Genomic DNA, 22,939 nt, shown 5'->3' with positions numbered 1-22,939 from the left:
ATCAAGACCGGTGGATCCTCCTTGCCATGACTTCCATTCAGTAAGCAGCCCCAGCCACACCGCCAGTCTGCCTGATCCACGGAACAGTAGATTTGACCATCACCCCACCGCCCATGACTCCTGTCTTGATCGTTGATGATAAGAAAACCAACCTCCACGAGGTGGCGGCTCTGCTGAGGGAAAAGGGTCATACAGTGAAATGGGTGAACAACACCTCAGCATCTGGCCTCGAGCAGGATGAGGCATGGCTCAAACTTCAGCAGGAGAACTTAGAGCTCAAACAGACCCTTCAGCAACACTGCGAAACAGAAGTAGCTCTGCGTGCGAATGAGGCCAGCCTAGCCGCAGCGCAGAGAATCGGTCACTTTGGGAGTTGGGAGCAGGATTTGAAAGACCTCGAAGATCGCGCGGCCAATCCGATGCGTTGGTCCGATGAAATGTTCCGCCTCGCCGGGTATGAACCTGGAAGCATTGAGGTGACCAATGAGCTCTTTTTCCGCCTCGTGCATCCTGATGACCATGAGGCTATTCGTGAGGCTGTCGCTGAAGCCCTTCGAGAGAAAAAACCCTACTCTGTCGTTCATCGGCTCATCCGCCCAGATGGTGAAGAACGCATCGTGCAGGAGATTGCTCACCTTTTATTCGATGAGTCCACGGGCGCACCTCTGAAAATGATTGGCACCACCCACGACATCACGGACAAGCACAGATCTCAGGTAGCGTTTGAAAAGAGCGAACAAGAACTGCGACTGCTCGCCAAAGAGCTCGATAAGGAGCGGCTGAGGCTGGTGACCGCCCAAGCAGTAGCCAAGGTCGGAAGTTGGGAAACCAATCTCCAGACTTTCGAGGTGCAATGGTCCGCAGAAGCTCACCGCATTCATGAGACTGATGAAGCGACTTTCCACCCGACCCATGAGGCCTTTCTTCAGATCGTCCATCCAGATGACCGCGAGGCCGTGAATGCAGCCTTCTTAAATTCGTTGCACCTTGAAACGCCATGTGAGTTGAAGCACCGGCTACGGATGCCAGATGGGAGGATTAAATACATCCAGGAGCGCTGGCAAGTATTCCAGGATGAAAATGAGCAGCCCCAGCGCGCCCTCGGCACCTGCCGGGACATCACGGAACAGGTGGAAACAGAAACCAAGATGCAACTGACCACCGACCTTCTAAGGGCAGTGGCAGAAGGAACGCCCGATGCTGTTTTCGTAAAAGATCTCGAAGGTCGTTATCTCCTTTTCAATGAAGGAGCCTGCAAGCTCGTAGGAAGATCTGTCGAAGAAGTGCTAGGCCAAGATGACCTCTTCCTCTTTGGGCCGGAGGGAGCCCGTGTGGTCAGGGACAGTGACCGTCAAGTCATGTCCACGAATCAAGTGCTCATCACCGAAGAAATCCTGACGGCCGCAGGGGTGACACGTACCTACAGTGCCACCAAGGCCCCCTACCGGGATAATCAAGGCAACGTTATCGGCCTCATCGGTATTTCCCGCGATGTCACCGACAGCAAAGCGGCGGAGATCAAGTTGCGAGAACAGGCCACGCTGCTGGACAAGGCCCAAGATGCCATCCTGATGCGCAGTTTGGAACACCATATCCTCTACTGGAACCACAGTGCCGAACGACTCTATGGCTGGACGAAGGAGGAAGCCCTGGGCAAGTCCATCCAAGAAATGCTGTATAAAGACCCTTCAGCCTTTCAGGAAGCCACTGCTGCCACGATCAAAAAAGGCGAGTGGCATGGCGAACTTCAGCAGACAAATAAAGATGGGCAGGACATCATCGTCGAAGCACGCTGGACGCTCGTGCGTAGTGAGAGTGGCGAACCGAAGGCGATCCTGGCCATCAATACGGACATCACTGAACGCAAAAAACTGGAGCAACAATTCCTACGTGCCCAACGAATGGAAAGTATCGGCACACTGGCGGGCGGCATCGCGCATGATCTCAATAATGTGCTAGCTCCCATCATGATGGCCATCGAGCTGTTGAAGCTTCATGAGTCTGACAGCAATCGCCTCAACATTCTTTCGACCATCGAAGGCAGTGCCAAAAGAGGAGCTGACATGGTCAGCCAAGTTCTTTCCTTTGCTCGTGGAGTTGAAAGCCAACAACTTGACGTGCGCATCGGACACCTAATTCAGGAAGTCGAAAAAATCGCGAACGAAACCTTCTTCAAAAGCATCCAGGTCAAGACTCATGTGCCAGATGATTTATGGATCGTCCAAGGAGACCCGACTCAACTGCACCAAGTCTTGGTGAATCTCTGTGTCAATGCACGCGATGCGATGCCGGATGGCGGAACGCTAACCCTTTCGGCCCATAACGAAGTTTTAGAAAAGACTTCTGCGGGAATGAACCTGCAGGCTGAGCCCGGCCCCTACATCGTGTTGAAGGTGATGGATACAGGAACAGGGATGACCACCAAAACCATCGAGCGCATCTTCGAGCCCTTTTACACGACCAAGGAACTCGGTAAAGGCACCGGTCTGGGCCTTTCTACCACACTGGCTATCATCAAAAGCCACGGCGGTTTCATACGTGTGCACAGTGAGCTGGGCATCGGTAGCCAGTTCCATGTTTATCTCCCAGCTCAGACGGATCCCCCCCCTGAACTGAGCGAGGCCCAACCTGTAGATCTCCCCCGTGGCCAGGGAGAGCTGATCCTGGTGGTGGATGATGAAGATGCCGTGCGCCAGATCACCCGGCAGACACTGGAAGCTTTCGGCTACCGTGTCTTGCTAGCCAATGACGGGGCCGAAGCCACAGCCTATTATGCGATGCAGAAAGACGCCATCTCCGCCATCCTGACGGACATGATGATGCCCGTCATGGATGGCCCGACGACCATCCCCGTTTTGCTACGCATCAATCCTCACGCACAGATCATTGCCGCGAGTGGACTTAATGTGAGCGACATGGTGGCCAATGCCATGAATGCAGGTGTCAAACATTTCATCCCAAAACCCTACACTGCCGAGACTTTACTGACAAAGCTGCGGCAAGTTCTCACAGAATCTCCCAGTTGATGATCTGATGACCTAACCCTAACTAAAAAGCGCATCCTGAAAACCAGGATGCGCCTTGAAAACATGGCATTGAGGCTGCCGAAATGGAGCTTATTTGCCCCACACTTTGAGCAGAGCCGCAGCCATATCGGCCGGGGAATCAGCCACGGAAATTCCACACTCAGCCAAGATACGCTTTTTGGCCTCTGCCGTATCATCTGCCCCACCGATGATGGCACCAGCGTGGCCCATACGACGTCCTGGAGGAGCGGTGGCACCAGCGATGAAGGCCGCGATAGGCTTCTTCACGTTTTCTTTTGCCCAGAGGCCGGCTTCGACTTCAGCATTGCCACCGATCTCGCCAATCATGATGATGGCCTCGGTCTCAGGATCTTCATTGAACATCTTCAGGATGTCCAAATGGTTGGTGCCATTTACCGGATCTCCGCCGATGCCGACACAGGTGCTCTGGCCGTAACCACGGGTGGTGAGCTGCCAGACGGCCTCATAGGTGAGAGTGCCGGAGCGGCTGACGACGCCCACATTGCCACGCTTGTGAATGTAGCCGGGGGCGATGCCGATACGGCAGCCACCGTGGGATTTTTCACCCAGACCTGGGGTGACTAGACCCGGGCAGTTCGGGCCGATGAGGCGGGTCTTGCTGCCTTTCATGGCGGCTTTCACGCGGATCATGTCATTGACCGGGATACCTTCGGTGATCGCAACGACGAGGTCCAGACCGGCATCCACACCTTCCAGGATGGCATCAGCCGCGAAGGGCGGTGGCACAAAGATTACACTGACGGTGGCACCGCTCTGCTTGGCGGCCTCGGCCACGGTGTCATACACAGGCACCTTGTGGCTGCCGTGATCGAAGGTCAGGCCACCTTTGCCAGGGGTCACACCGGCCACGAGCTGCGTGCCATAATCAAGCGATGCCTTAGCGTGGCGGGAACCGAAGTCCCCCGTGATGCCTTGGACGAGAATGCGGGTGTTTGTGTCAACGAGGATGGCCATGATGGTGTGGGGGCGGAAAACTGGGCTGCCCAGGCGTGGGCACTCCATCATAGAAACTCGACACGCAGCGTCAAGGAGCGGTCCTGAATAAAATCAGCCCCCCTTTGACAAGGCCACATGCTCAGGACTAGGCACACAGCACCTTTCGTAATGATCAAGCTCACCCCAGCAGCCCAGCTTTTTACCGCGCTCGTCATCCTCAGTGGCTTGACCAGTTGCACCACCCACGAGCCAGAACCGTCTCCCACTTCGCCGTCGGAGTCGGGCCTCACCAGCATTGAACTCACACTCAACCCAGACGGCAGAGTGAAGGACGTCAATTTTCTCGGCTCGGTGCCCACAAAGGATCAAGAGCGCCTGCGAAGCAACCTAATGAAAAACTTCCGAGCCCCGCCAAATAGGGCAGGTAAATCGGAAATCGTTATTCTACGCGCTCAACCACCACGCCCAAGCAGACCTACCAGACCCATGAAGCCCCTCTCCCTAGCTGAGCACGAGAAACTATCGGGTCAATTAGCCAACTACGAAAAACAGGGTCGCAATATTGTTCGACCACGCCTCATTTCTTTGAGGTTGCCTTATCTGCCCCAAGGATTTCAGAGAGGTACTGCGAAAGCTCATGTGATTATCAATGAAAAGGGGGATGTAGACCAGATCCTGGTCACTGGGGAGAAGGCCGAAATTTTCCTCCCAGGCATCGAAGCCGCACGCAAGGACTGGCAGTTCAAGCCGGGCACTGTGGATGGTAAACCCCACCCTTTTCCCTCCATCATCCCCCTGCGCTTTGAATAATGACGACTGATTGAGTTTTTTGTGAAAGGCCAAGCCCCATGTTCGAAGTCGCTTGCATAATCGCCTTTAAAACAAAAACCGCCGCTCCATGGAAGGAACGGCGGTCTGAAATTTAAACGAGGGGGAGCCTACTCCACCATCGCCAGCTTCACCAGCCCGCCTTGTTTTGGGGCCACGACTTTACGGTAAAAGCAGTTGTTGCGCTTGGTGTGGCAGCAGCCACCGCCGTGCTGGATCACCCGCAGGATGAGTGCATCCTGGTCGCAATCCGTTCGGATTTCGACAATTTCCTGAAATTCACCGCTCGTTTCCCCCTTGTGCCAAAGCTGGTTACGGCTGCGGCTCCAGTAAACAGCCTGGCCTTTCTCAAGGGTCATGCGCAGAGATTCCTCGTTCATGTAGGCCAGCATCAGCGCCTCGTCGGTATGAGCATCCACGGCCATGGCTGCGATGAGGCCATGCTCATCGAACTTGGGTGCAAAAACGAGGTCTTCTTCGATGACCTTCTTGCTTTCTCGGGGACCAAATTGGTACGGGGGGGTGGTTGTCATTGGGGGCCGGGAAGATACGCCAGTTTGCCAAAACCAAAATGCTTTTGTTCGACTTCTGGCTGGCTCACGCTAGGAAAGGAGGGCACTGCCATGACCCTGGACGACACCTCCTCTACAGCCCCCGGTTTTTTCCTCTCCTTTGAGGGGTCTGAGGGCTGTGGCAAGTCAACCCAGATCCGCCTGTTAAAGGATCGTCTCGAAGCCGAGGGCCAGCCCGTGGTAGTTCTGCGTGAGCCAGGCGGCACAGCCGTGGGGGAAGAAATCCGCCACCTGTTGCAGCATGGCAAAGCGGGCGAAGGCATGAGCCCAGAAGCTGAACTGCTGCTGTTTGCCGCCAGCCGCGCCCAGATCGTGCGGGAGAAAATCCGGCCTCTCCTTGCAGCGGGCACCCTGGTTATTTTGGATCGTTTTCTCGATTCCACCACAGTCTATCAGGGCATGGCGCGCGGGCTACAACTGGAGAGTGTGCAGGCGATCAATGCCTTTGCCACAGGGGGCACTTTACCTCATCTAACGTTGGTCTTGGATATGGATGCGGTCACTGCCCGCCGCCGGATTGATGACTCAGGCAGGGAGCTGGACCGAATGGAAAGCCAGCCTCTCGCCTTCTTTGAAAAAGTGCGCGAAGGTTATCGCCAGCTCGCTCAAGCGCAGCCTCAACGCATCACGATGCTGAACGCCGACCAGCCTCCGGAAGCCCTTCACGGCGATATCTGGTCACTCCTGCAAACACGCCGCCATGCCCTTTAAGCCCGACCACGCCCTTAACCTCATCACTCGCGCCCAAAAGTTGGGCCGACTGGCGCACGCTTACCTCATCACGGGACCGCGCGAGGCCGACCGTGAAGGCTTTGCGGCTCAAGTCATGAGCTTGGTCACCGCAGCCCGCCACCCAGATCTGGACGCTTGGTCCCAGGAAGGGGCCATCATTCTGCGGCCCCAGAGTAAATCGCGCCGCATCAAGGTGGGAGACGATGCCGATGACGTGGGAACCATCCGTTACCTGGAGCGTATGATCCACCGCACCACTGGCCCCGGAGGCTACAAACTGGGAGTCATCGTGGATGCAGAGCGCATGAATGATCAGGCGCAGAATGCTTTCCTCAAAACTCTCGAAGAGCCACCGCCACGCACCCTGCTGCTACTGCTGACCACTCAGCCCGGCCAGCTCCTGCCCACCATCCGCTCTCGTGTCATCGAGATTCCCCTTCTGCCTCCTGGTGGTGCACGCAAATTCACGGAGCACGAGCAAAAGCTGTTGGCCGTTCTAGAAAAACTGACGCGCAACCAAGCCGGTGGCAGCATCTCCGCTGCACTAGGTCTTAAAGCCGATTTCCAGGCCATCCTCGAAGACCTTCATGGCGACATCAAGGAAGAGCAGGAAGACGAATTCGAAAAGGAACAAGATCACTACAAGCAGACGACAGATGGCACATGGCTGAAACAACGTGAGGAGCAAGTGACGGCGCAAATCGAAGCCACCTACCTACAACAGCGCGATGCTTTGATGGATCTCTTGTTAGCCTGGATGGGAGACATCGCCCGCCAGCAGGTGGGGGCAGAGCATCTCGATCTTCCCGAATACGCGGCAGCCACAGCCGCCCTAGCTCAGCGCTGGGATCCCGGTGAAACCACCAAACGGCTGCGCACGCTGCGCCAGTTAGAATCGCACCTGCACACAAACGTTAACGAAGGCCTGGCCCTAGAAGTCGGTTTCATTCAGGCCTTTGGCAAATAGCCCGCAGCACCTCAGGGGGCCTGGCCGAACCACACGCTCATGGCCTTGCCTGAGTAGCCCGTCATCTCTAGGTAGCCCTGACCGGTGATCTCACGCCCCCCAGATTGCCCGGTGTAATCCACGGCCCCTTCCCAATAACCGAGCCCCGGAGTGGACTCTGCCCTAAACTCCTGGTTAGGCAAAACCGCATTGCTTTTTAAAGTAATGCCGTGTCCAGGAATCTCGATCTGCCACTGGATAGGATAGGCAGCCCCTCCGGGCGACTTCCAGACCTGGCCTGGAGACAGCTTGAAGTCCTTGGAAGTTAGGCTCACCACGCTGCCATCGGCACGAATCAGGGTTCCCGCACTGGAATCACTCTTGCCATCGCCTCGCAGTTGGAAAAGCATCAGCTCGCTGCCATCACTGAGCTGCGCGCTGAACCAGTCCCAGCCGACGGTGCCCTTTTCCAGAAAGCTGGTGCCAAACTCATGATCCATCCAGGTCTCGCCCGTGATCTCAAAGGCGCGGTCTCCCACCCGTATGTTGCCGCGCGTGGGCATGCGCGTGAGGGAGTAATAGTGACTAGCATTGCCAGGTGTTACCCCTTTTTCGCTGATGCCGTTCGCCCCATGGATCACCGCCGGCTTCCCGGACTCTAGTTCTAGTTCAATCGTAAAATCTCGATCTCCCGCTTTTAAAATAAATCTCCTGTTAGGCAGAGTCAGACATTGCCAATCCTCATTCCAGACACGCTGCTCTGTCGCCCCGGCAAGGTCAGGCCCCGCACGATTCAGACGATCCGCGTGATAATACTTCTTCCCGGCCACATCGGTCAGAGCTAAGTGCGCCATCCACACATCGCGCAGTGCCCAGGGAGATTTCACCAGGGCTTCGGCCACTGCTCCGATCCGGAAAAAAGTGAGCTGATAACCGAAACGCTGCCCTTCTTTAGACCTAACATTCCCGGTGAAATACCACCACTCGATCTTGTGCTGAGGATGCTGCCCATGGTCACGTGGGAAGGCATAGATATAACCAGGCATAGAAGGTTTCCACTCCTGCGCCTGAGCCCCCCAAGGGCAAAATAGCGCTAGTAGCACACTGGCCACAAATGTGCGGGAGACACTGCGCCGTGCAGGCCACACGCCTGCGATCATGGTGCCGATCACCGTCAATAAAGTCGAGCCCAGGAGAAAGAGCCAAGGGGTATAAAACTGTATGCTCCAGCCAAAACTCTGCGGATTAATGACACGGATGAGTACGAGCGAAAGCAGCATCCCCGCCACCAGCCCGAGCCCCTGACTGACCGCACCCAACAATCCCGACTCAATCACAATCGTGCGCCGCACCTGACCAGCTTCTGCCCCGGCAATGCGCAACAAACGAATCTCCTCTTTCCGTTCGAGAACCAGCGTCATCATCGTCGCCGCGACTCCAGCCATGGCGACGAGGATGGCGATGATCTCCAGCGCCCAGGTAATGGCAAAGGTACTATCAAAGATACGCAGCACTTCCTGCCGCAGTCCCGCATTGGTAAAGATAGCGACAAACCCGCGACCATCGAGCTGCTGCACCAACTCCGTCTTCACCGTCTCCGCATTAGCCCCAGGCTTTAGATACATGGCCACATGGGTGGGCAAACTTTCGCCGAACCAATGTTGAAACAAGGTTTTATCCATGGTCAAAGTGCCGCTGTCATTGGAGTAATCGTAAAATTGCGCGGCAATGCGAAAGGCGTGATCTCCCCTGGGCGTGGGCAGAGTCACCAGATCTCCTTCCTTCACGCCAAAACGCAGAGCAAAACTCTCCGAGACGAAGACCTCCCCTTTGTCCTTGGCCTGACGCAGCATAGCCTTGGCATCGCCTCGCGTCTTCAGGGCGATCCGCCCATGCTGCATCTGCACCTCAAAATCACCCGTGCCTAGCTTGATGATGCGGTCTCTATAAGGCAAGTCCATGGAGCGATACCCATCAAAAGCCGCGACGGCAGGGTGCTTCCGCAGCGTCTTGAGCGTGGCTTCAGAAAAGGTCGGCGGACTTTGGCTACGGGGTGGAGTCCCGGGCCGTACGTAGAGATCCGCTCCCAGGGTTTGATCCACCCAATACAATACCGTTTGCCGGAAGCTGCCCACCATGACAGCAATGGCCACCGTCAGGGCCAAGCTCACGGCGAGAGCCGCAACAGAAACCGAAAGCCGATGGGTCGAGGCTCGGATTTGCGAAGCCGCCAGCCGCCCTTCAATACCAAAAATTCGCCCCAAAATCCCACGCAACATGTGAGCCGTTCCCCTCAACACCATCGGCACCATCAACGACATACCTGCGATGGCGCACAGGCAAGCGAAGTAACCCCACAAAGGCAAGCCCATAACGGCAGGCTGCCTGGCGGCGACATAACCGACGATGAGAAAAAGAATACCCGGTGACCCTAGCACCCACTTCCTTTTAGCTCTGGCAGGGTGTTGCTGGAGTGCAGCGTGAGTCTCCCGCATGGCTTCCAGAGGAGTGACTTGGGCTGCCTCACGTGCTGGCAGCGCTGCCGCTAACAAAGACAGTGGCAGGGCCACCCCAAAGGCCATGGCCCAGTGCCCCCATGTCAAAGCGGGCACCTGAGCCGCCGTCGCGACATAGAGGGTGTCCACCGTCGTGGAAGTGAGCGCGATAGCCGCCTCGGCCATCACCTTGGCCAAAGGCACGCCCAGCAAAGCGCCCATCAGCCCCAGAAGAGTCGCCTCGCCAAGAAATAATCGTAGCACTTGCCCTCGAGTCACCCCCAATGTGCGCAGCATACCGATCTCTCGCCGTCGGGTCATCACCGCCACGGAAACGGTGTTGTAGATCAGAAACAGTCCCACCACGAGGGCGATGCCAGAGAGCATGGTGAGATTAAAATGAAAGGCGGCCAGCATTTTCTCCACGGCAGCACTGCGCCGTTGAGGGCGCGAAACAGAGAGGCCTACCCCCAGTCGTTGTTTCACTTCTTGTTCGGCCTGTTCCACCTGGACCCCCTCATGGAGGCGCAGTTCGATGCGATCAATGCGCCCAGGTTTGTCCAGGATTACCTGCGCATTCGCGATGTCCATGATGGCTAGGGACTGCGCAGCCAGGGCAGACTGAGGCCCCTTTTTCACATCAGCCTCCCCTGCCCCCAAAATCGCCGAAATGGTGCACTGCCTCTTCCGGTCTCCCACCAGAAGCTGGAGTGCATCTCCCTTTTTCAAGTGATGACGTTGAGCAAAAGTGCGAGTAAGTAGAAGTGAGTCTGGCTTCCCCAGCAACGCCATGAGTTCCATGCCAGAGACTGTGCCCGCACTTCCTTCAGAGACGGCATAGTCACGCAGCGCAGGATCGCGCATGGCATCCACACCGATGACACGCAGCATCTCTCGACCTTCTCCCGTGACGGCCATGACATCGGACTCGATGACGGGCGTCGCAATGCCAAACTCACGCAACCAAGACAAGCCCGGCAGCAAGCTTTCATCCACCCCCAAGGGGGCTGAGGTGATCTCCAGTGCCGCCTTGCCAGAAACCGCATCCAGAGCCGCAGAGAAGCCGCGTAGCGAGCCACTGTTGGCCAACTGGATGGCGAGCATGACCGCCACCCCCAGCATCACGCCGAGCGCTGTCAATGCCGTGCGCACAGGCTCAGCCAGCATGGGGCGCAGGATAAAACGTCGAAATAAAGAAAAACGGATCATGGGCTAAATCGCGTTTTTCATGACACCACTCGGCCATCCTTCATACGCAATGTCTGTTTGGCCATAGCCGCCACTTGAGCATCGTGAGTGGCCATGAGAATGGAGATGCCGAGATCCCGATTCAGCTCTTGGAAAAGCTCCAGCACCCGCTGGCCATTGTGGCTATCCAGACTGCCGGTGGGTTCATCGGCAATCAGCAGCGCAGGTTCATGGATCACCGCACGAGCTAGCGCAGCACGCTGAGCCTCCCCGCCAGACACTTGGTTAGGGTAATGATCCAGCCGATGGTCAATGCCGACTCGCTGGGCCAAAGCACGCGCTTTTTCAAAGGCGACTTTCTCACTCACCCGAGCCAGTAAAAGTGGCATGGCAATGTTTTCCAGCACGCTCAGAGTTGGCAGCAGATTGAAGAACTGAAACACAAAGCCGATCCTCTCCCGCCGCAGCCGGGTAAGGTCAGTATCATTCATCGTGGTCACCTCGCGACCGTCGAGTTTCAGCGAGCCCGAGTCGGCCTTGTCCATCGCCCCACAGAGCTGGAGTAGAGTGGATTTCCCACAACCAGAAGGCCCCATCACCGCAACAAACGCCCCTGCCTCCAGGCTCAATGAAACCCCTCGTAGCGCAGGCACGGCCGACTCCGCGAAGGCATAACTGCGATGTAGGTCAGCGGCGGCAAGAATGGCGTCAGGCATGGGTAGTAGATTAACGTGCGTAGTGAACCTCCAGTTGCGCAGCAGTCTGACTCATAGCAATGGCATTCTGGCATCTTTAAATCTCCCAGCCTGCGATTCATGCAATCTCCCCGTCACCAGTCGTCCGGAATTTTCAGCATGATTGGAGCCGCCTTCCGGCAGAACCGGACCGCCTGTCTGCTGCTGAATGTGCTGGTGATCACCTTGGTGACCTCTTACTACCAAGTCCCCGCCGTGGCGGGAGTCTGGGAGGCCATTGGCAATTTTAAACTGCGCTGGTCCTTCGCCTTCTCACTCACCTCAACGATCTTTGCCGCCGCCGTGCTTCCCTTTTGTGTTCAGGCGCTGATCGGCACATTGCCAGAGGGCGCACGGTGGAAACGCCTCATCCTAAGCATGCTGTTCTGGGGCTATCGCGGCATGGAAATTGACCTGTTTTACCGCTTTCAGGGTTTCGTCTTTGGAGATGGCAATGATATCTTCACCCTGCTGAAAAAGGTGACTCTCGACCAATTCGTTTTCAGCCCGGTCTGGTTTGTGCCCACCTACCTCATTGCCCTTCGCTGGATTGACCTTGGAGCCAGTTGGAAGCTCACTCGAGCCTCCTTGGACCGCGATTTCTGGATGCGTACCTGCCCAGCCGTGATGGTGACAAACTGGCTCGTCTGGATCCCTGCCCTAGCTCTGATCTACAGCCTCCCAGCACCCCTACAGTTCCCACTCTTCTCTGTGGTGATGTGTTTCTTCGTTCTCATCGTGACGCTTCTCGCGGGCAAAAAAAGGGCCGCTGGAGAATGACTCCAGCGGCCCAAATCAAATAAACGGTTCTTAGATAGTCGGTGCCACTGGCACTGTCCCCGAAGCAGCTTCGGCTTTCTTTTCCTTCCAGGTGCTCTGGATGTAGAGCTCGCGGAGGGCTTTGAAGTCCACATTTGTAGGACTGTCGGTCATGAGATCGCAGGCCTTGTTGTTTTTCGGGAAGGCAATCACTTCGCGAATGCTTTCCTCACCACAAACCAGCATCGCGATGCGGTCCAAACCAAGGGCGAGACCACCGTGCGGAGGAGCGCCAAATTTGAAGGCTTCGAGGATGTGGCTGAACTTGAGCTGCTGCTCCTCAGGCGTGACGCCGAGAACGCTGAACATCTTCGCCTGAAGGTCGCTTTCGTGGATTCGGATGGAGCCGCCGCCAAGTTCGTAGCCGTTGAGGACCACGTCGTAGGCTTCCGCACGCACCTTGCCATATTCGCCAGCTTCCAGCAGCGGCACGTCTTCCGCCTTTGGGCGGGTGAAGGGATGGTGCACCGCCACCCAGCTCTGGTCTTCAGGGCTGTAGGCCAGAAGCGGGAAGTCCACGACCCAGAGGAAGTTCAGTTTATCAGTAGCCTTGAATACTTCATATCGTGTGGTGTAACGACTTGAAGTCTGAGGATGATCGAGCAGGTCGGTCAGCGAGTCGGAAGGAAGCAAGCCGCCCGGTGTAGTTTTGCCATCCAGTAACAACTGCCAATCGGCTTTCATCATGGAAATAATCTCCAAACGAGTGCGCCCAAGGATGTTACAGGCATCTTCCCAAGATCCGGCATAGAAGAAGACAATGTCGTTTTCCTCAACGTTCAATTTAGCGATTAGAGCCTTTTGTTCTTCTTCGCCGAAGAACTTCCACAACGGACTCTTGTATTCCAGTACACCAGCAGGAGAACTCTCGACCTTAATGAAGGCAAGCTGCTTTACTTTCATGCCAGCTTGGATGGCCAGCTCGTTGAGGCGGATCATCTGTCCTGTAGTAATATCCGCGAAACCTTTGGCATTGATCGCCCGCACGACCCCCCCGTTTTCCAGCGTGCTGCGGAAAATTTTGAAGCCGCTCTCCGCGAACACATCGGCCATGTCGGTGATCTCAAGGCCATAACGGGTGTCCGGCTTGTCGGAGCCATAACGGTCCATGGCCTCTTGATAGGTGATGCGTGGGAATGTCTGAGGGATAAGTCCCCGCATGTATCGTTCGAACTCTAATTTATCATCGGTTTTAATAAATTCATTAATGGCTTCATTAAGACCAGGAAGATCACCTCTTTTTGTATTCGACGGTCCCAGTTTAGTCTTATATCCCGCTGAAAACATTTCGAAAATCAATCCTTCAACGAGGCCAATGATGTCGTTTTGCTCAATGAAACTGGCCTCAATGTCAATCTGAGTGAACTCAGGCTGGCGGTCGGCGCGCAAATCTTCATCACGGAAACAACGGGCAATCTGGAAATACCCCTCCAGGCCCGCGACCATGAGGAGCTGCTTGTACTGCTGCGGGGCCTGGGGCAGGGCAAAAAACTTGCTCGGGCTGAGACGAGCCGGTACCAGGAAGTCTCGGGCACCTTCAGGGGTCGGGTTGGAAAGAATCGGTGTTTCTACCTCAATAAAGTCTTTTGAGTCTAGATAGTTGCGGGCGGCAGTGGTCATCTTGTGACGCGCACGGATGTTGTAGTTCATCCGCGCACGGCGCAGGTCCAGGTAACGGTACTTCATGCGCATGTCCTCATTGGACAGCTCACGATCCAGATGGAAGGGCAGCACGTCGGACTTGTTCAGCACCTTGAGTTCCAGGGCCACCACTTCTACAGTGCCTGTCGGCAGTTTGGCGTTTTCCGTACCGGTGAGGCGGGCGGAAACTTTGCCGATGATCTGCACCACGTCTTCGTCACGCAGGACATGGCTCTGGGCGGCCACTTCGGCATTCTCTTCCGGGCGGAAAACTACCTGGGTGAGACCTTCGCGGTCACGCAGGTCGATGAAGATCACGCCGCCATGGTCGCGGGCCGAATTCACCCAGCCACAAAGTGTGACGGTCTGGCCGATGTGCTCTGGGCGGACGGCGTTGCAGTGAAGGGAGCGGTAGGCGTTCGGAATCATGGCTGAAAGGGGCGCGGAAATTCGGGGGAAAACGCCAGAGTGCAAGAGCTACTTGGTGCCCTGCCCTACCTAGAAGCCAAAATGCTCCGCTCCACGGACGTCTTCAAGTGCGCCCCCAGCCTACTAGCGACCTGAGGGGAGAGACCTTTTCACCTCTTCAAAAAAGTCGCCAGCGGCCCGTTTTGCCTTGGCCAAAGGCGTAGGTGGTGGCGGTGCCGCTTTCTTCTTAACGACTGATTTAGGCTTGGTCGGAGTGGAGCGGTTTTGAGCAGTGCTCTTAGGCTTGGCCGTGGCTGATTTCGGCGCACTCGCTACTTGAGTCGTCTTTACTACCGATTCTTTCGGCGTCTTGGGCTCCGGAGTTATGGCCGTTTGCTCGGGGGCAGATTCCTTCAAGGTAGAGGAGGCCCCGGTCTCAGGCTTAATACGGATGGCGGGACGGATCTCTTCAGAGGCAACAGTCGCAGTAGCTTGTGCCATTTCGCTTTTTGCCTCGACGACTTCCGGTTTCTCGGAGGTAGTTTTTTCAGCATCGCCCTCCGTCTTTTGAATCGGCGACGAGTCGGACTTGGAAGCTACTGTTGAAACAGTTGGCCTTTCGGGCTGTGCTTTCGGAGCTCCAGCAGGCCCTTTGGTTTTTTCCGATTTCTCAATAGGCGAGATTTCCTGGCCGCTCGCTGCAACCACAACCGGCTTCTCAGGCTCAGGTTTGACTTCGATCTTGCCCACACCTGGAATCATCCCGAAGCCATAGAAACTGGCCGAACTAGTGGACTTTGGCAGAGAGAAATCAAAGACACTCACACCTGTGCGGCGCTTCCCTTGGTAAGCACGGCCATCACTCGCACCAAAGACCACATGCTTGCCACTTTTCTTCAATTTACCCAAGTTTAGCATGACGTGAGTCACTGGAATCTCACGAGGTCCAGCTTCATACGTGCCGGACCAAAAGAGCAAGTCGCCCGGCTGGAGAGCAGAAAATTCAGGGTGAGAAAGTGTGTCGGCTTTCTGCACACGATGGAGAAGCGTTTTGTCCTTCACCCATCCAGCCATCTCATTTGATTGCCGTGGCACGCCTTTGAAGCCGAAGTCATGCAACACGTAATAAATGGTGCCAGAGCAGTCCATGCCGCCTTTTTTGGGATCTGCCGAACCAAAGGTGTAAGTCAGATTGAGCTTGGTCAAAGCCAGAGACTTGCGAATGAGCTGCTGGATCTGGGGTGCATAGTGCTCAAAATTCTGAATGTCTTCCACTTCGATGCTGCTGACAGCCGCCACGGCTGGACCGTCCGTGGACGGCCCCTCTTGAACAGAGTCGTCTTCCTTGGACGGCTCCTTAGCTGTCTCCGTCTTCGGTTTGGCAGCACTCGTTTTTTCTGAGGAGGATTTCGAAGTAGAGCCAGACTTGCTGCCCTTTTTTGGTGCTGTCTGCGCCTGTGAGAGGGCCGCGACAGCCACAAGGGCGAAAGTTAAAAGTCGTTTCATACCCTAACTTTGAAGCAAGCTGGAGGCCTTTTGTTCACCTCGGCCCCATTTCATGACTCAAAAGCCCGTGAATAAAGGCAAAGAAGTGGAAATCCTTTTTTCCACGTTTCCCCGATCACAAGAAACTTTCCAAGCCTTATGCATGCTTCAAGTCTCTTCAATCAGGCAATATGCCTGATTGATGAACGGTGAATTGAAACTTTAGGGCAAAGGCGCCGCTTTAGATCCAATGCACCATAACATCTTCTCCGTCCGCACGTAGATGCGTCCATCGCCGATCGCTGGCGTCGCATTGATGGTGCTGTCGAGTTTGTTTGCCGAAAGCTGCTCAAACTTGTCTCCCGCTTTCAAAACGATAAGATCTCCCTGCTGGCTACCACAGTAGATCTTGCCATCGCCCGCGACCGGGCTGCTGAAGAACTTACTGCTTCCGCCGCTGCCATTCACACGCTCTTCATAGATGAGCTCTCCGGTTTTGAATTTGACGGTCTTCAAGATGCCGCCATCCCCCAGCAGATACATGTTCTCCCCCATCACCAGAGGCGAGGGCACATATGGCAGCCCCTTACTAAAGGTGAAGCTCACGGGCTTCGGTTTGGCATCGGTCACATCAATCGCAGCAAATTCCTTCACACCGCCCCCCGTGCCGAAGGTGCAAAAGTACACGCCATCATGCAGCACGCCGGAACCCAGACTACGTTGCTTGTAGCCTTCATTATGCTGCCAGTTGATCTTGCCCGTGGCCGGGTCAATGCCCATGACGCCGCTCGCATTGTTGGTGCAGATGATCTCCTTTTTGCCATCGGCGCGCACGTTAAGGACTGGGGTGGAGTAGGTGTTCAGACAGTTGGGAATCTCCAACCGCCAAGCTTGTTTGCCCGTCTTAGCGTCCAGGCCAACGATGCAGCTTTTCCATTTCTGCTGCTCAGGGTCTTCCGTGTACACTTTACCATCACGCTGCCAGTCAAACTCACTGCGCACAATCATGATACCATCCACCACAATGGGTGACACCCCCGTGCCATGCTCATGAATGTAATCAGCCACATGTTCGTTTTTCCACACCTGTTTGCCGCTGTGATCCAAGGCCAAGGCCTGAATGGTGGTCCCAGTGCTCCAATTCACATAAACTCGCTCAGCATCCACGAAGACCGAGCTGCTGGCGAAGCTGTTGAAGTTGTGCTTTTTATGCTCGGAGAAATTTTCTTCGTGCCTCCAAAGCTCGTGACCATCCTTGGCACTCAGGGCGATCACCGCGTGCTTTCCAGGACCGGTTTCAGCGGTGACAAAGATCTTATCTTCCCATAGAACGGGGGAAGACCAGCCCTTGTCCAGATCCACTTTCCATAGGGTAGATTCAGCAGTTACCGCGGATGGCAAGCCGCTGGTTTCAGCCACCCCTGTGCCGTTAGGCCCGCGAAAGCGACTCCAGTCCGTCTTGGCTGAAGCAAATGTGGCAAACAAGAGAGCGAGGGCAAAAGAGACTTTCATGGATGACAGGCAGAATGATGGACGCTTGTATCGTTGGCGAGGCCGAATTTCTTTCGGTAAAGACTTTCCCGCCCGCCTCTGAATCGGCAGTTGACCACTCTCATCCAGACAGTTAGGCTGAATTTGCAGTTAATCAGAGCATCGGTGCTCTGAGGCCGACTACCCCCACCTAAACTTGCGGAATGTGCCACGCCAGACCTCTGATCGTGCCTAAAGCTATGAATGGACCAGCGATAGCATCGCGGGGCGGCTTCATCGTGACTTGTGGTCACACGCACCGGGACCCCGTGTGGTCCGGCTCAGTCAACTGTGGCACCCAATGGGGCTGCGACGACCCGCATCGGCGGTCCGTCACCCGGCCCGGCCTCGTGGATGTGACCAGGAGTCCATCCCCACTGCCGACCCCCAGCACGCCTCATGGCGCGGTGCCCAGAACCCAACCCACCCCAGAACGAACGACCCATGTCAGACACGACTACTCAAGGAAACAACCGCCGCCGCCGCAACCGGGGCGGCCGCAATCGCCCAGGCTCTAGCAGCCAGGGCCCACGCCCAGGCAGCACCCCGCGTGCTGGCCACCAGGAACCCACCGGCCTCCAGAAATTCCTCAGCGCCATCTCCTTTGGCCTGCTCGGTAAAACCAAGTCTCTTCCCCGTGCCGCCACCCCGCAGCCACGGAGCAGCAGCAATAACAGCCCGCGCTCAGAATCTTCCGGCCACCGCGAAAACCGCGACCGCGACAGCCGCCCACCACGCGAGCCGAAACCTCGCCGTGAGCCTGCCTCCGTCAGTCCGGCCGATATCAACACCGAGCGTCTTTACGTCGGCAACCTGTCTTATGATGCGACCGAGAGCGACCTGTTCGAGCTCTTCAGCGGCCTGGGCAGCGTTCGTAACTGCGAAGTCGTGGTGAACAACCGCACTCAGCGTTCCAAAGGCTTTGCCTTTGTGACCATGGGCAGCGTGGATGAAGCCCGCCGTGCCGTGCAGGAACTCGGAGGCAAAGATTTCATGAATCGTGCCCTCCAGCTTAGCGGTGCCAAGCCCATCGGATCAGGCGAAGGCCGTGATCATGATGAAGGATAGTAAAATTTGGCTTTAAACCTTTTTCGAACCCGTCAGGAATCTTTCCTGACGGGTTTTTTGTGTTTGGCGAAGGCAGTGTCAGATAACTCACTCCAGAGGATGCATCTCCAGATATGTTTTCAGCTTTTGCCCCAAATCCAGGCTAAAACGAAAGCCTGCTGCCCGTGTCAGATGCACGCCATCCATAAAATCAGAAGCGGGTAAGGACGCCTGCTCGCGGACGAGCCAAGAGACATGATCATGCTGGGTCATGCGGTCCATAAATCTGTCATAAGCGTGATCAAAACCGCTCACTTCGTGAGAGGCTTTCATACTCGCAGGCTTCGGCATTGAAACGAGCAGCACGCGGATGCCGTGCTCACGGGCTAGCGCCAGAAAAAGATCCAACGATCTCTCCAATTCAGCGGGAGGAGCAAAGGCAATATCAAAAAAGCGAACCATGGCCTCCGCCTGACTCGAATGTTGATCAGCCCCGGCTTCCGACAATGCTCTGGGTAAGCTACGCTGCCGCTCCAAAAGACTCGTGGTAGGCTGGGTAAAAGTCGTTAACCCCTCCCCAGAGAAACGTTCGCGCAAAAGATCGTTATACTCAGCACGGTAACGGTACGCAAACGACACTCGTCCCAAAGCACCCTGTAAAAAGGGATCTAAGGGAGGCCGCAAAATGAAGGCTGTTTCGGCCATATCTCCCAGAGTCGCCACATGCGAAACGAACTTTGGCACCATAGACACGCAGTAAGACCGCGAGACATAGCCCAAAACAATCACCTTCGGGATGATGCCTTTCTGGATCTGGCGCTTCAGAAGAGGATAAGCAAAAAAAGCACACGTCGATGGGACGGCATCATTGCGCAGTTCCGTCAGGCTCATTCCTACAGCCTCAGCCACCACCCAGTCATTGATGGCCCCATAAGTCACAGACTCTCCATACACCTGGACGACAGGTGTCGGAAGCGTCATCATTTCGGGAATCAATTCCTGAATGGTTCGTGAAGGAAAGGGTTCCGGCAGCAGACGCAGCCCGCCCTCAACCAAAAGAAGCATACAGGTCAGCACACTCAGGCTGCCCCACACACGCCTCCAGGCAGACTTAAAAATTGAAGTAGATGAATTGATCTGAGCCATAGGCACCAAGGATCGTTGTGGCTGCCACGAGTAAGAAATAAAGCAGGCCATTGGCCCAGGAAGACTGAAAGACCAGTTCTGACTGCTGACGGCGCAGCATCCAAAACTCCATGCCCAGCATCGGCAAAATATAAATAGACTGAGACGCCAAGCCTCTAAAGATCGGCATGGCAGCCCAGCCATCTATCCCCAGAAAGCTGGAAGTGAAAGCCACCACCTGATCCAGCGAAGTGGCGCGGAATAACAACCAGCCGTAAAGTGTGAAAACAAACATGATAGCCATCGCCACACCATGCCCGAGCAGGGATCGATGCCAGTTCTCCAAAACCGGGTATGCAGACTGAATGTGTTTTTGGTAAAAGCGATGCAAGCATAAAAGCAGCCCGTGGTACGCGCCCCACAAAACGAAATTCCACGCCGCTCCATGCCACAAGCCGCCGATGATCATCGTCAGCATCAAATTCCGATATGTAGCCCAGCGGCCACCGCGATTTCCACCCAGAGAAACGTATAGATAATCCCGCAACCACTGTGAAAGCGAGATATGCCACCGTCGCCAAAAGTCCTGCGGGTCAGTCGCCCAATAAGGAAATTTAAAATTTAGGTCAAAGTGAAAGCCTAACAAACGCGCCGTGCCACGCGCGATGTCTGTGTAGCCAGAAAAATCCGCATAGATCTGAAAACAGAATGCCACCACGGCTACCATCACCTCGCCAGCCGACGCCTCCGCAAGGGCAAAGACACGATCGGCCTTGGGAGCCAAGTTATCTGCCACCACCATCTTCTTAAACAGCCCCCAAAAGATCAAAAACAGCCCGCTTTGCCAGTCCTCCGCAGTGACTTTACGCGGCTCTGTGATCTGAGGGATGAGCTTGGAAGCCCGAACGATAGGCCCTGCAATCTGGTGGGGAAAAAGCAGCAAATAGAGACTGAAATCACTCAAACTGCGGGCCGATTTCAACTCTCGCCGATAGATATCCAGCGTGTAGGAAAGACAATGAAAAGTGTAAAATGAAATAGCCAGGGGCAAGACCAGAGTCAAAGCCGGGAGGGTCAAATTTATCCCCCAATGCCCCAGTACGTGTTGAAGTGAGGTCGTGAAAAAGAGGTAATATTTGAAGAAAAATAGGATCAACAAATTGCAGGTGACGTTAAAAGCCATCCACGATTTGCGTGCAGTCCCTTCAGCCGCCTCAATGCGGCGACCGCATTCATAGTTAAAGACCGCAGAAAAAAGGAGTAGCGGCAGAAAACGCCAATCCCAAGCCGCATAAAAAATCGTGCTCGCTATCAGCAAAAAAGCATTTGCCCTCGCTGTATTCTGTCGAGGCAAAAACCCTAGAACCAGAATAAAAAAGACGGCAAAGGTAAGCGAGTTAAATAGCATGACGTGGATGAACTCGCAGCAAACTCTTGAGTCTGAATGAAATTCTGGATGGCGGAGGCGGGAAGTCGCGAAGGCTTATTTCACAGTCCGCCCAGGTGTCAATACCAATTCCAGGCAGAATGCAATCCAGAAAACAACATTCGAAGCTCAGAGAATCCCATCTTTAACTCAACAAAAGGGCTCACAAGCGGACTTACTCATGCCTAGAGTCAGGATGTCTTGTGCGTTCCGTGCCAAGTTTGGCACGACTGACAGCCCGACTCCTGTAATTCCTGTTTGACTATCAACACTTTCTCCACGAAAACCCGCGCTTTCACAACCTTGTATGGATTTCTTCTGGATCTGGTCCCTCATTGGCTTCGCTCTCGCCGTCGTTTACGGTTCATTCTTCGAATGGTCTGTTCATAAGTTTCTCATGCACCGCCCGCTGGGTGGTTTTCAATATGCCTTTCGTGCCCATGCGGTGGTGCACCATCAAGTTTTCAAAGCTGACCACACTTATCACCTGATTCATGATCATGATAAGGAAACCATTCCCATGGCATGGTGGAACGGCCCAGTTTTAATCCTGCTCAGTTCCATCCCATTTGCAGCGGTCTCATGGATGCTAGGCCAATGGGGGCTGGTGACGGGCTCCGCCATCGGCATGACCAGTTATTATGTCCTCTACGAGCGCATTCACTGGTGCATGCATTTGCCGAAGTCACGCCGCCTGGAACAGTCTTGGCTCTTTCGCCGTCTGAATGGCCACCACTTGCTCCATCATCGCTACATGCACAAGAACTTCAATGTGGTGCTCCCTTTGGCTGACCTTTGCCTGGGAACTCTCATGCTACGCGCCAAAACTCGCTTCGCCCAGGCCATGGGACCATCGGTTCCAGATGTGCAGCCCAAAGCGTAACGGGTCTGTAATTCTTCCCATTTAGAAGAAATAGAAGAAAGCCCCGCTGGTGACAGCGGGGCTTTTTTATTGATGGTTAAAAGCTCACAGAAGCTTCAGTGCACGCCGTGGTCTGCGAGGTAACGCTCAGCCTCCAGCGCAGCCGCACACCCCTGCCCTGCGGCGGTGATAGCCTGGCGATAAACGTGGTCCGCCACGTCTCCCGCCGCAAAAAGACCTTCCGTCTTCGTACGGGTGCCCTGCGTTTGCAGAATGTAGCCCCCTTCGTCGGTATCCACCAAATCTCCCAGAAAACCTGCATTTGGCACATGACCGATCGCTACAAAGACACACTTGAGCTCCAACTCACTTTTCTCACCCGTCACCAGGTTTTCCAGCATCACCGCCCGCATCTCGCCTTTTTCGTCCGTTAAGTATTCACACACCGTGCTGTTCCACACGGGTTCGATCTTTGGGTTTGCCAGGGCACGATCTGCCATAATTTTTGAAGCGCGTAGGCTATCACGACGATGGATCAGATACACCTTGCTGGCGAATTTAGTCAAAAAGCCCGCTTCTTCACAGGCACTATCACCACCACCGATCACACACACAGGCACGTTCCGGTAAAAGGCCCCGTCACAGGTGGCGCAGCTTGTCAGGCCATGGCCGATGAGGCCCTTCTCATTGGGCAGCCCAAGATGTTTCGGAGACGCCCCCGTGGCAATGATCACCGTATGCGACTCACGAACAGTGCCATCATCACTCAAAACCTCGAAATGCCCAGCTTCAGTTTTTTTGACGCTGTTGACAAAAGTGTACTCAATGCGCGCGCCGAATTTTTCTGCCTGCGACTGCATGTTCATCATCAATTCAGGCCCCATGATCCCATTGGGGAAACCTGGGAAGTTTTCCACCTCTGTGGTCGTGGTGAGCTGGCCACCTGGCTGATTTCCTGAGAGGATCAGCGGGTTCAGATTCGCGCGTCCTGTGTAAATGGCTGCGGTAAATCCTGCGCAGCCCGTGCCGATGATGATGACGTTTTCCATGATTGAGGTATTAAAGAGGTAACGAATGATGGGGAGGCCAGAGATGGG

17 protein-coding genes are annotated in these 22,939 nt (G+C 55.2%); 7 read left to right on the top strand and 10 right to left on the bottom strand.

The features are described from left to right. Positions 1–113: 113 nt before the first annotated feature. Complete coding sequence (locus HNQ64_RS17350; RefSeq protein WP_184210968.1) at positions 114–3,026, top strand: PAS domain S-box protein; 2,913 nt, start codon at positions 114–116, stop codon at positions 3,024–3,026. Positions 3,027–3,116: 90 nt separating this feature from the next. Here HNQ64_RS17350 and sucD read toward each other — a convergent pair whose 3' ends face one another. After that, the gene (gene sucD / locus HNQ64_RS17345) at positions 3,117–4,022 is read right to left on the bottom strand and encodes a succinate--CoA ligase subunit alpha (RefSeq protein WP_184211330.1); all 906 of its coding nucleotides are present in this window, start codon (positions 4,020–4,022) and stop codon (positions 3,117–3,119) included. 468 nt (positions 4,023–4,490) lie between these two features. Here sucD and HNQ64_RS17340 point away from each other — a divergent pair, with 468 nt between their 5' ends. Further along, positions 4,491–4,814: an energy transducer TonB gene (locus tag HNQ64_RS17340; protein WP_184210952.1), complete on the top strand. Its 324-nt coding sequence runs from the start codon at positions 4,491–4,493 to the stop codon at positions 4,812–4,814. Positions 4,815–4,942: 128 nt separating this feature from the next. Here the strand turns inward: HNQ64_RS17340 and hisI are convergent, their stop codons facing one another. Continuing rightward, on the bottom strand, positions 4,943–5,365 hold the full coding sequence (hisI, locus tag HNQ64_RS17335; RefSeq protein ID WP_184210950.1) for a phosphoribosyl-AMP cyclohydrolase: 423 nt from the start codon (positions 5,363–5,365) through the stop codon (positions 4,943–4,945). 90 nt (positions 5,366–5,455) lie between these two features. Between hisI and tmk the strand changes: the two genes are divergently transcribed. Then, entirely contained in the window at positions 5,456–6,115 is a 660-nt protein-coding gene (gene tmk / locus HNQ64_RS17330) for a dTMP kinase (RefSeq protein ID WP_184210948.1), read from the top strand. Further along, the gene (locus HNQ64_RS17325) at positions 6,105–7,103 is read left to right on the top strand and encodes a hypothetical protein (protein WP_184210946.1); all 999 of its coding nucleotides are present in this window, start codon (positions 6,105–6,107) and stop codon (positions 7,101–7,103) included. The genes tmk and HNQ64_RS17325 overlap by 11 nt, the downstream gene beginning before the upstream one ends. 11 nt (positions 7,104–7,114) lie before the next feature. Here the strand turns inward: HNQ64_RS17325 and HNQ64_RS17320 are convergent, their stop codons facing one another. Together HNQ64_RS17320 and HNQ64_RS17315 are read right to left on the bottom strand one after the other, a co-directional pair. Beyond that, complete coding sequence (locus HNQ64_RS17320) at positions 7,115–10,786, bottom strand: lipocalin-like domain-containing protein (RefSeq protein WP_184210944.1); 3,672 nt, start codon at positions 10,784–10,786, stop codon at positions 7,115–7,117. A gap of 17 nt (positions 10,787–10,803) precedes the next feature. Continuing rightward, a complete protein-coding gene (locus HNQ64_RS17315; protein ID WP_184210942.1) occupies positions 10,804–11,481 on the bottom strand; it encodes an ABC transporter ATP-binding protein in 678 nt (225 codons plus the stop codon). A 138-nt stretch (positions 11,482–11,619) separates the two neighbouring features. Here HNQ64_RS17315 and HNQ64_RS17310 point away from each other — a divergent pair, with 138 nt between their 5' ends. Then, the gene (locus HNQ64_RS17310) at positions 11,620–12,279 is read left to right on the top strand and encodes a hypothetical protein (protein ID WP_184210940.1); all 660 of its coding nucleotides are present in this window, start codon (positions 11,620–11,622) and stop codon (positions 12,277–12,279) included. A gap of 30 nt (positions 12,280–12,309) precedes the next feature. Here the strand turns inward: HNQ64_RS17310 and aspS are convergent, their stop codons facing one another. From aspS to HNQ64_RS17295, 3 genes are all read right to left on the bottom strand, one after another. After that, entirely contained in the window at positions 12,310–14,388 is a 2,079-nt protein-coding gene (aspS, locus tag HNQ64_RS17305; RefSeq protein ID WP_184210938.1) for an aspartate--tRNA ligase, read from the bottom strand. A gap of 123 nt (positions 14,389–14,511) precedes the next feature. Continuing rightward, a complete protein-coding gene (locus tag HNQ64_RS17300) occupies positions 14,512–15,873 on the bottom strand; it encodes a C40 family peptidase (RefSeq protein ID WP_184210936.1) in 1,362 nt (453 codons plus the stop codon). Between the two features lie 201 nt (positions 15,874–16,074). Then, on the bottom strand, positions 16,075–17,364 hold the full coding sequence (locus tag HNQ64_RS17295) for an outer membrane protein assembly factor BamB family protein (protein ID WP_184210934.1): 1,290 nt from the start codon (positions 17,362–17,364) through the stop codon (positions 16,075–16,077). Positions 17,365–17,826: 462 nt separating this feature from the next. Between HNQ64_RS17295 and HNQ64_RS17290 the strand changes: the two genes are divergently transcribed. Beyond that, positions 17,827–18,450, top strand: coding sequence for an RNA recognition motif domain-containing protein (locus HNQ64_RS17290; RefSeq protein WP_184210932.1), 624 nt, complete (start codon positions 17,827–17,829; stop codon positions 18,448–18,450). An 87-nt stretch (positions 18,451–18,537) separates the two neighbouring features. Here HNQ64_RS17290 and HNQ64_RS17285 read toward each other — a convergent pair whose 3' ends face one another. Both HNQ64_RS17285 and HNQ64_RS17280 read right to left on the bottom strand, forming a co-directional pair. Then, positions 18,538–19,494, bottom strand: coding sequence for a hypothetical protein (locus HNQ64_RS17285; RefSeq protein ID WP_184210929.1), 957 nt, complete (start codon positions 19,492–19,494; stop codon positions 18,538–18,540). 46 nt (positions 19,495–19,540) lie between these two features. Continuing rightward, positions 19,541–20,632 carry an MBOAT family O-acyltransferase gene (locus tag HNQ64_RS17280; RefSeq protein WP_184210927.1) on the bottom strand — a complete coding sequence of 364 codons (1,092 nt, stop codon included), beginning with the start codon at positions 20,630–20,632 and terminating at the stop codon, positions 19,541–19,543. 655 nt (positions 20,633–21,287) lie between these two features. Between HNQ64_RS17280 and HNQ64_RS17275 the strand changes: the two genes are divergently transcribed. After that, positions 21,288–21,863 carry a sterol desaturase family protein gene (locus HNQ64_RS17275; RefSeq protein WP_184210925.1) on the top strand — a complete coding sequence of 192 codons (576 nt, stop codon included), beginning with the start codon at positions 21,288–21,290 and terminating at the stop codon, positions 21,861–21,863. A gap of 95 nt (positions 21,864–21,958) precedes the next feature. Here HNQ64_RS17275 and trxB read toward each other — a convergent pair whose 3' ends face one another. Beyond that, positions 21,959–22,891 carry a thioredoxin-disulfide reductase gene (gene trxB / locus HNQ64_RS17270; protein WP_184211328.1) on the bottom strand — a complete coding sequence of 311 codons (933 nt, stop codon included), beginning with the start codon at positions 22,889–22,891 and terminating at the stop codon, positions 21,959–21,961. Positions 22,892–22,939: the final 48 nt, after the last annotated feature.

The sequence above is a fragment of the Prosthecobacter dejongeii genome, assembly GCF_014203045.1.
GTDB classification, from domain to species: Bacteria; Verrucomicrobiota; Verrucomicrobiia; order Verrucomicrobiales; family Verrucomicrobiaceae; genus Prosthecobacter; species Prosthecobacter dejongeii.
This window is presented reverse-complemented; position numbering and strand designations above follow the sequence as displayed.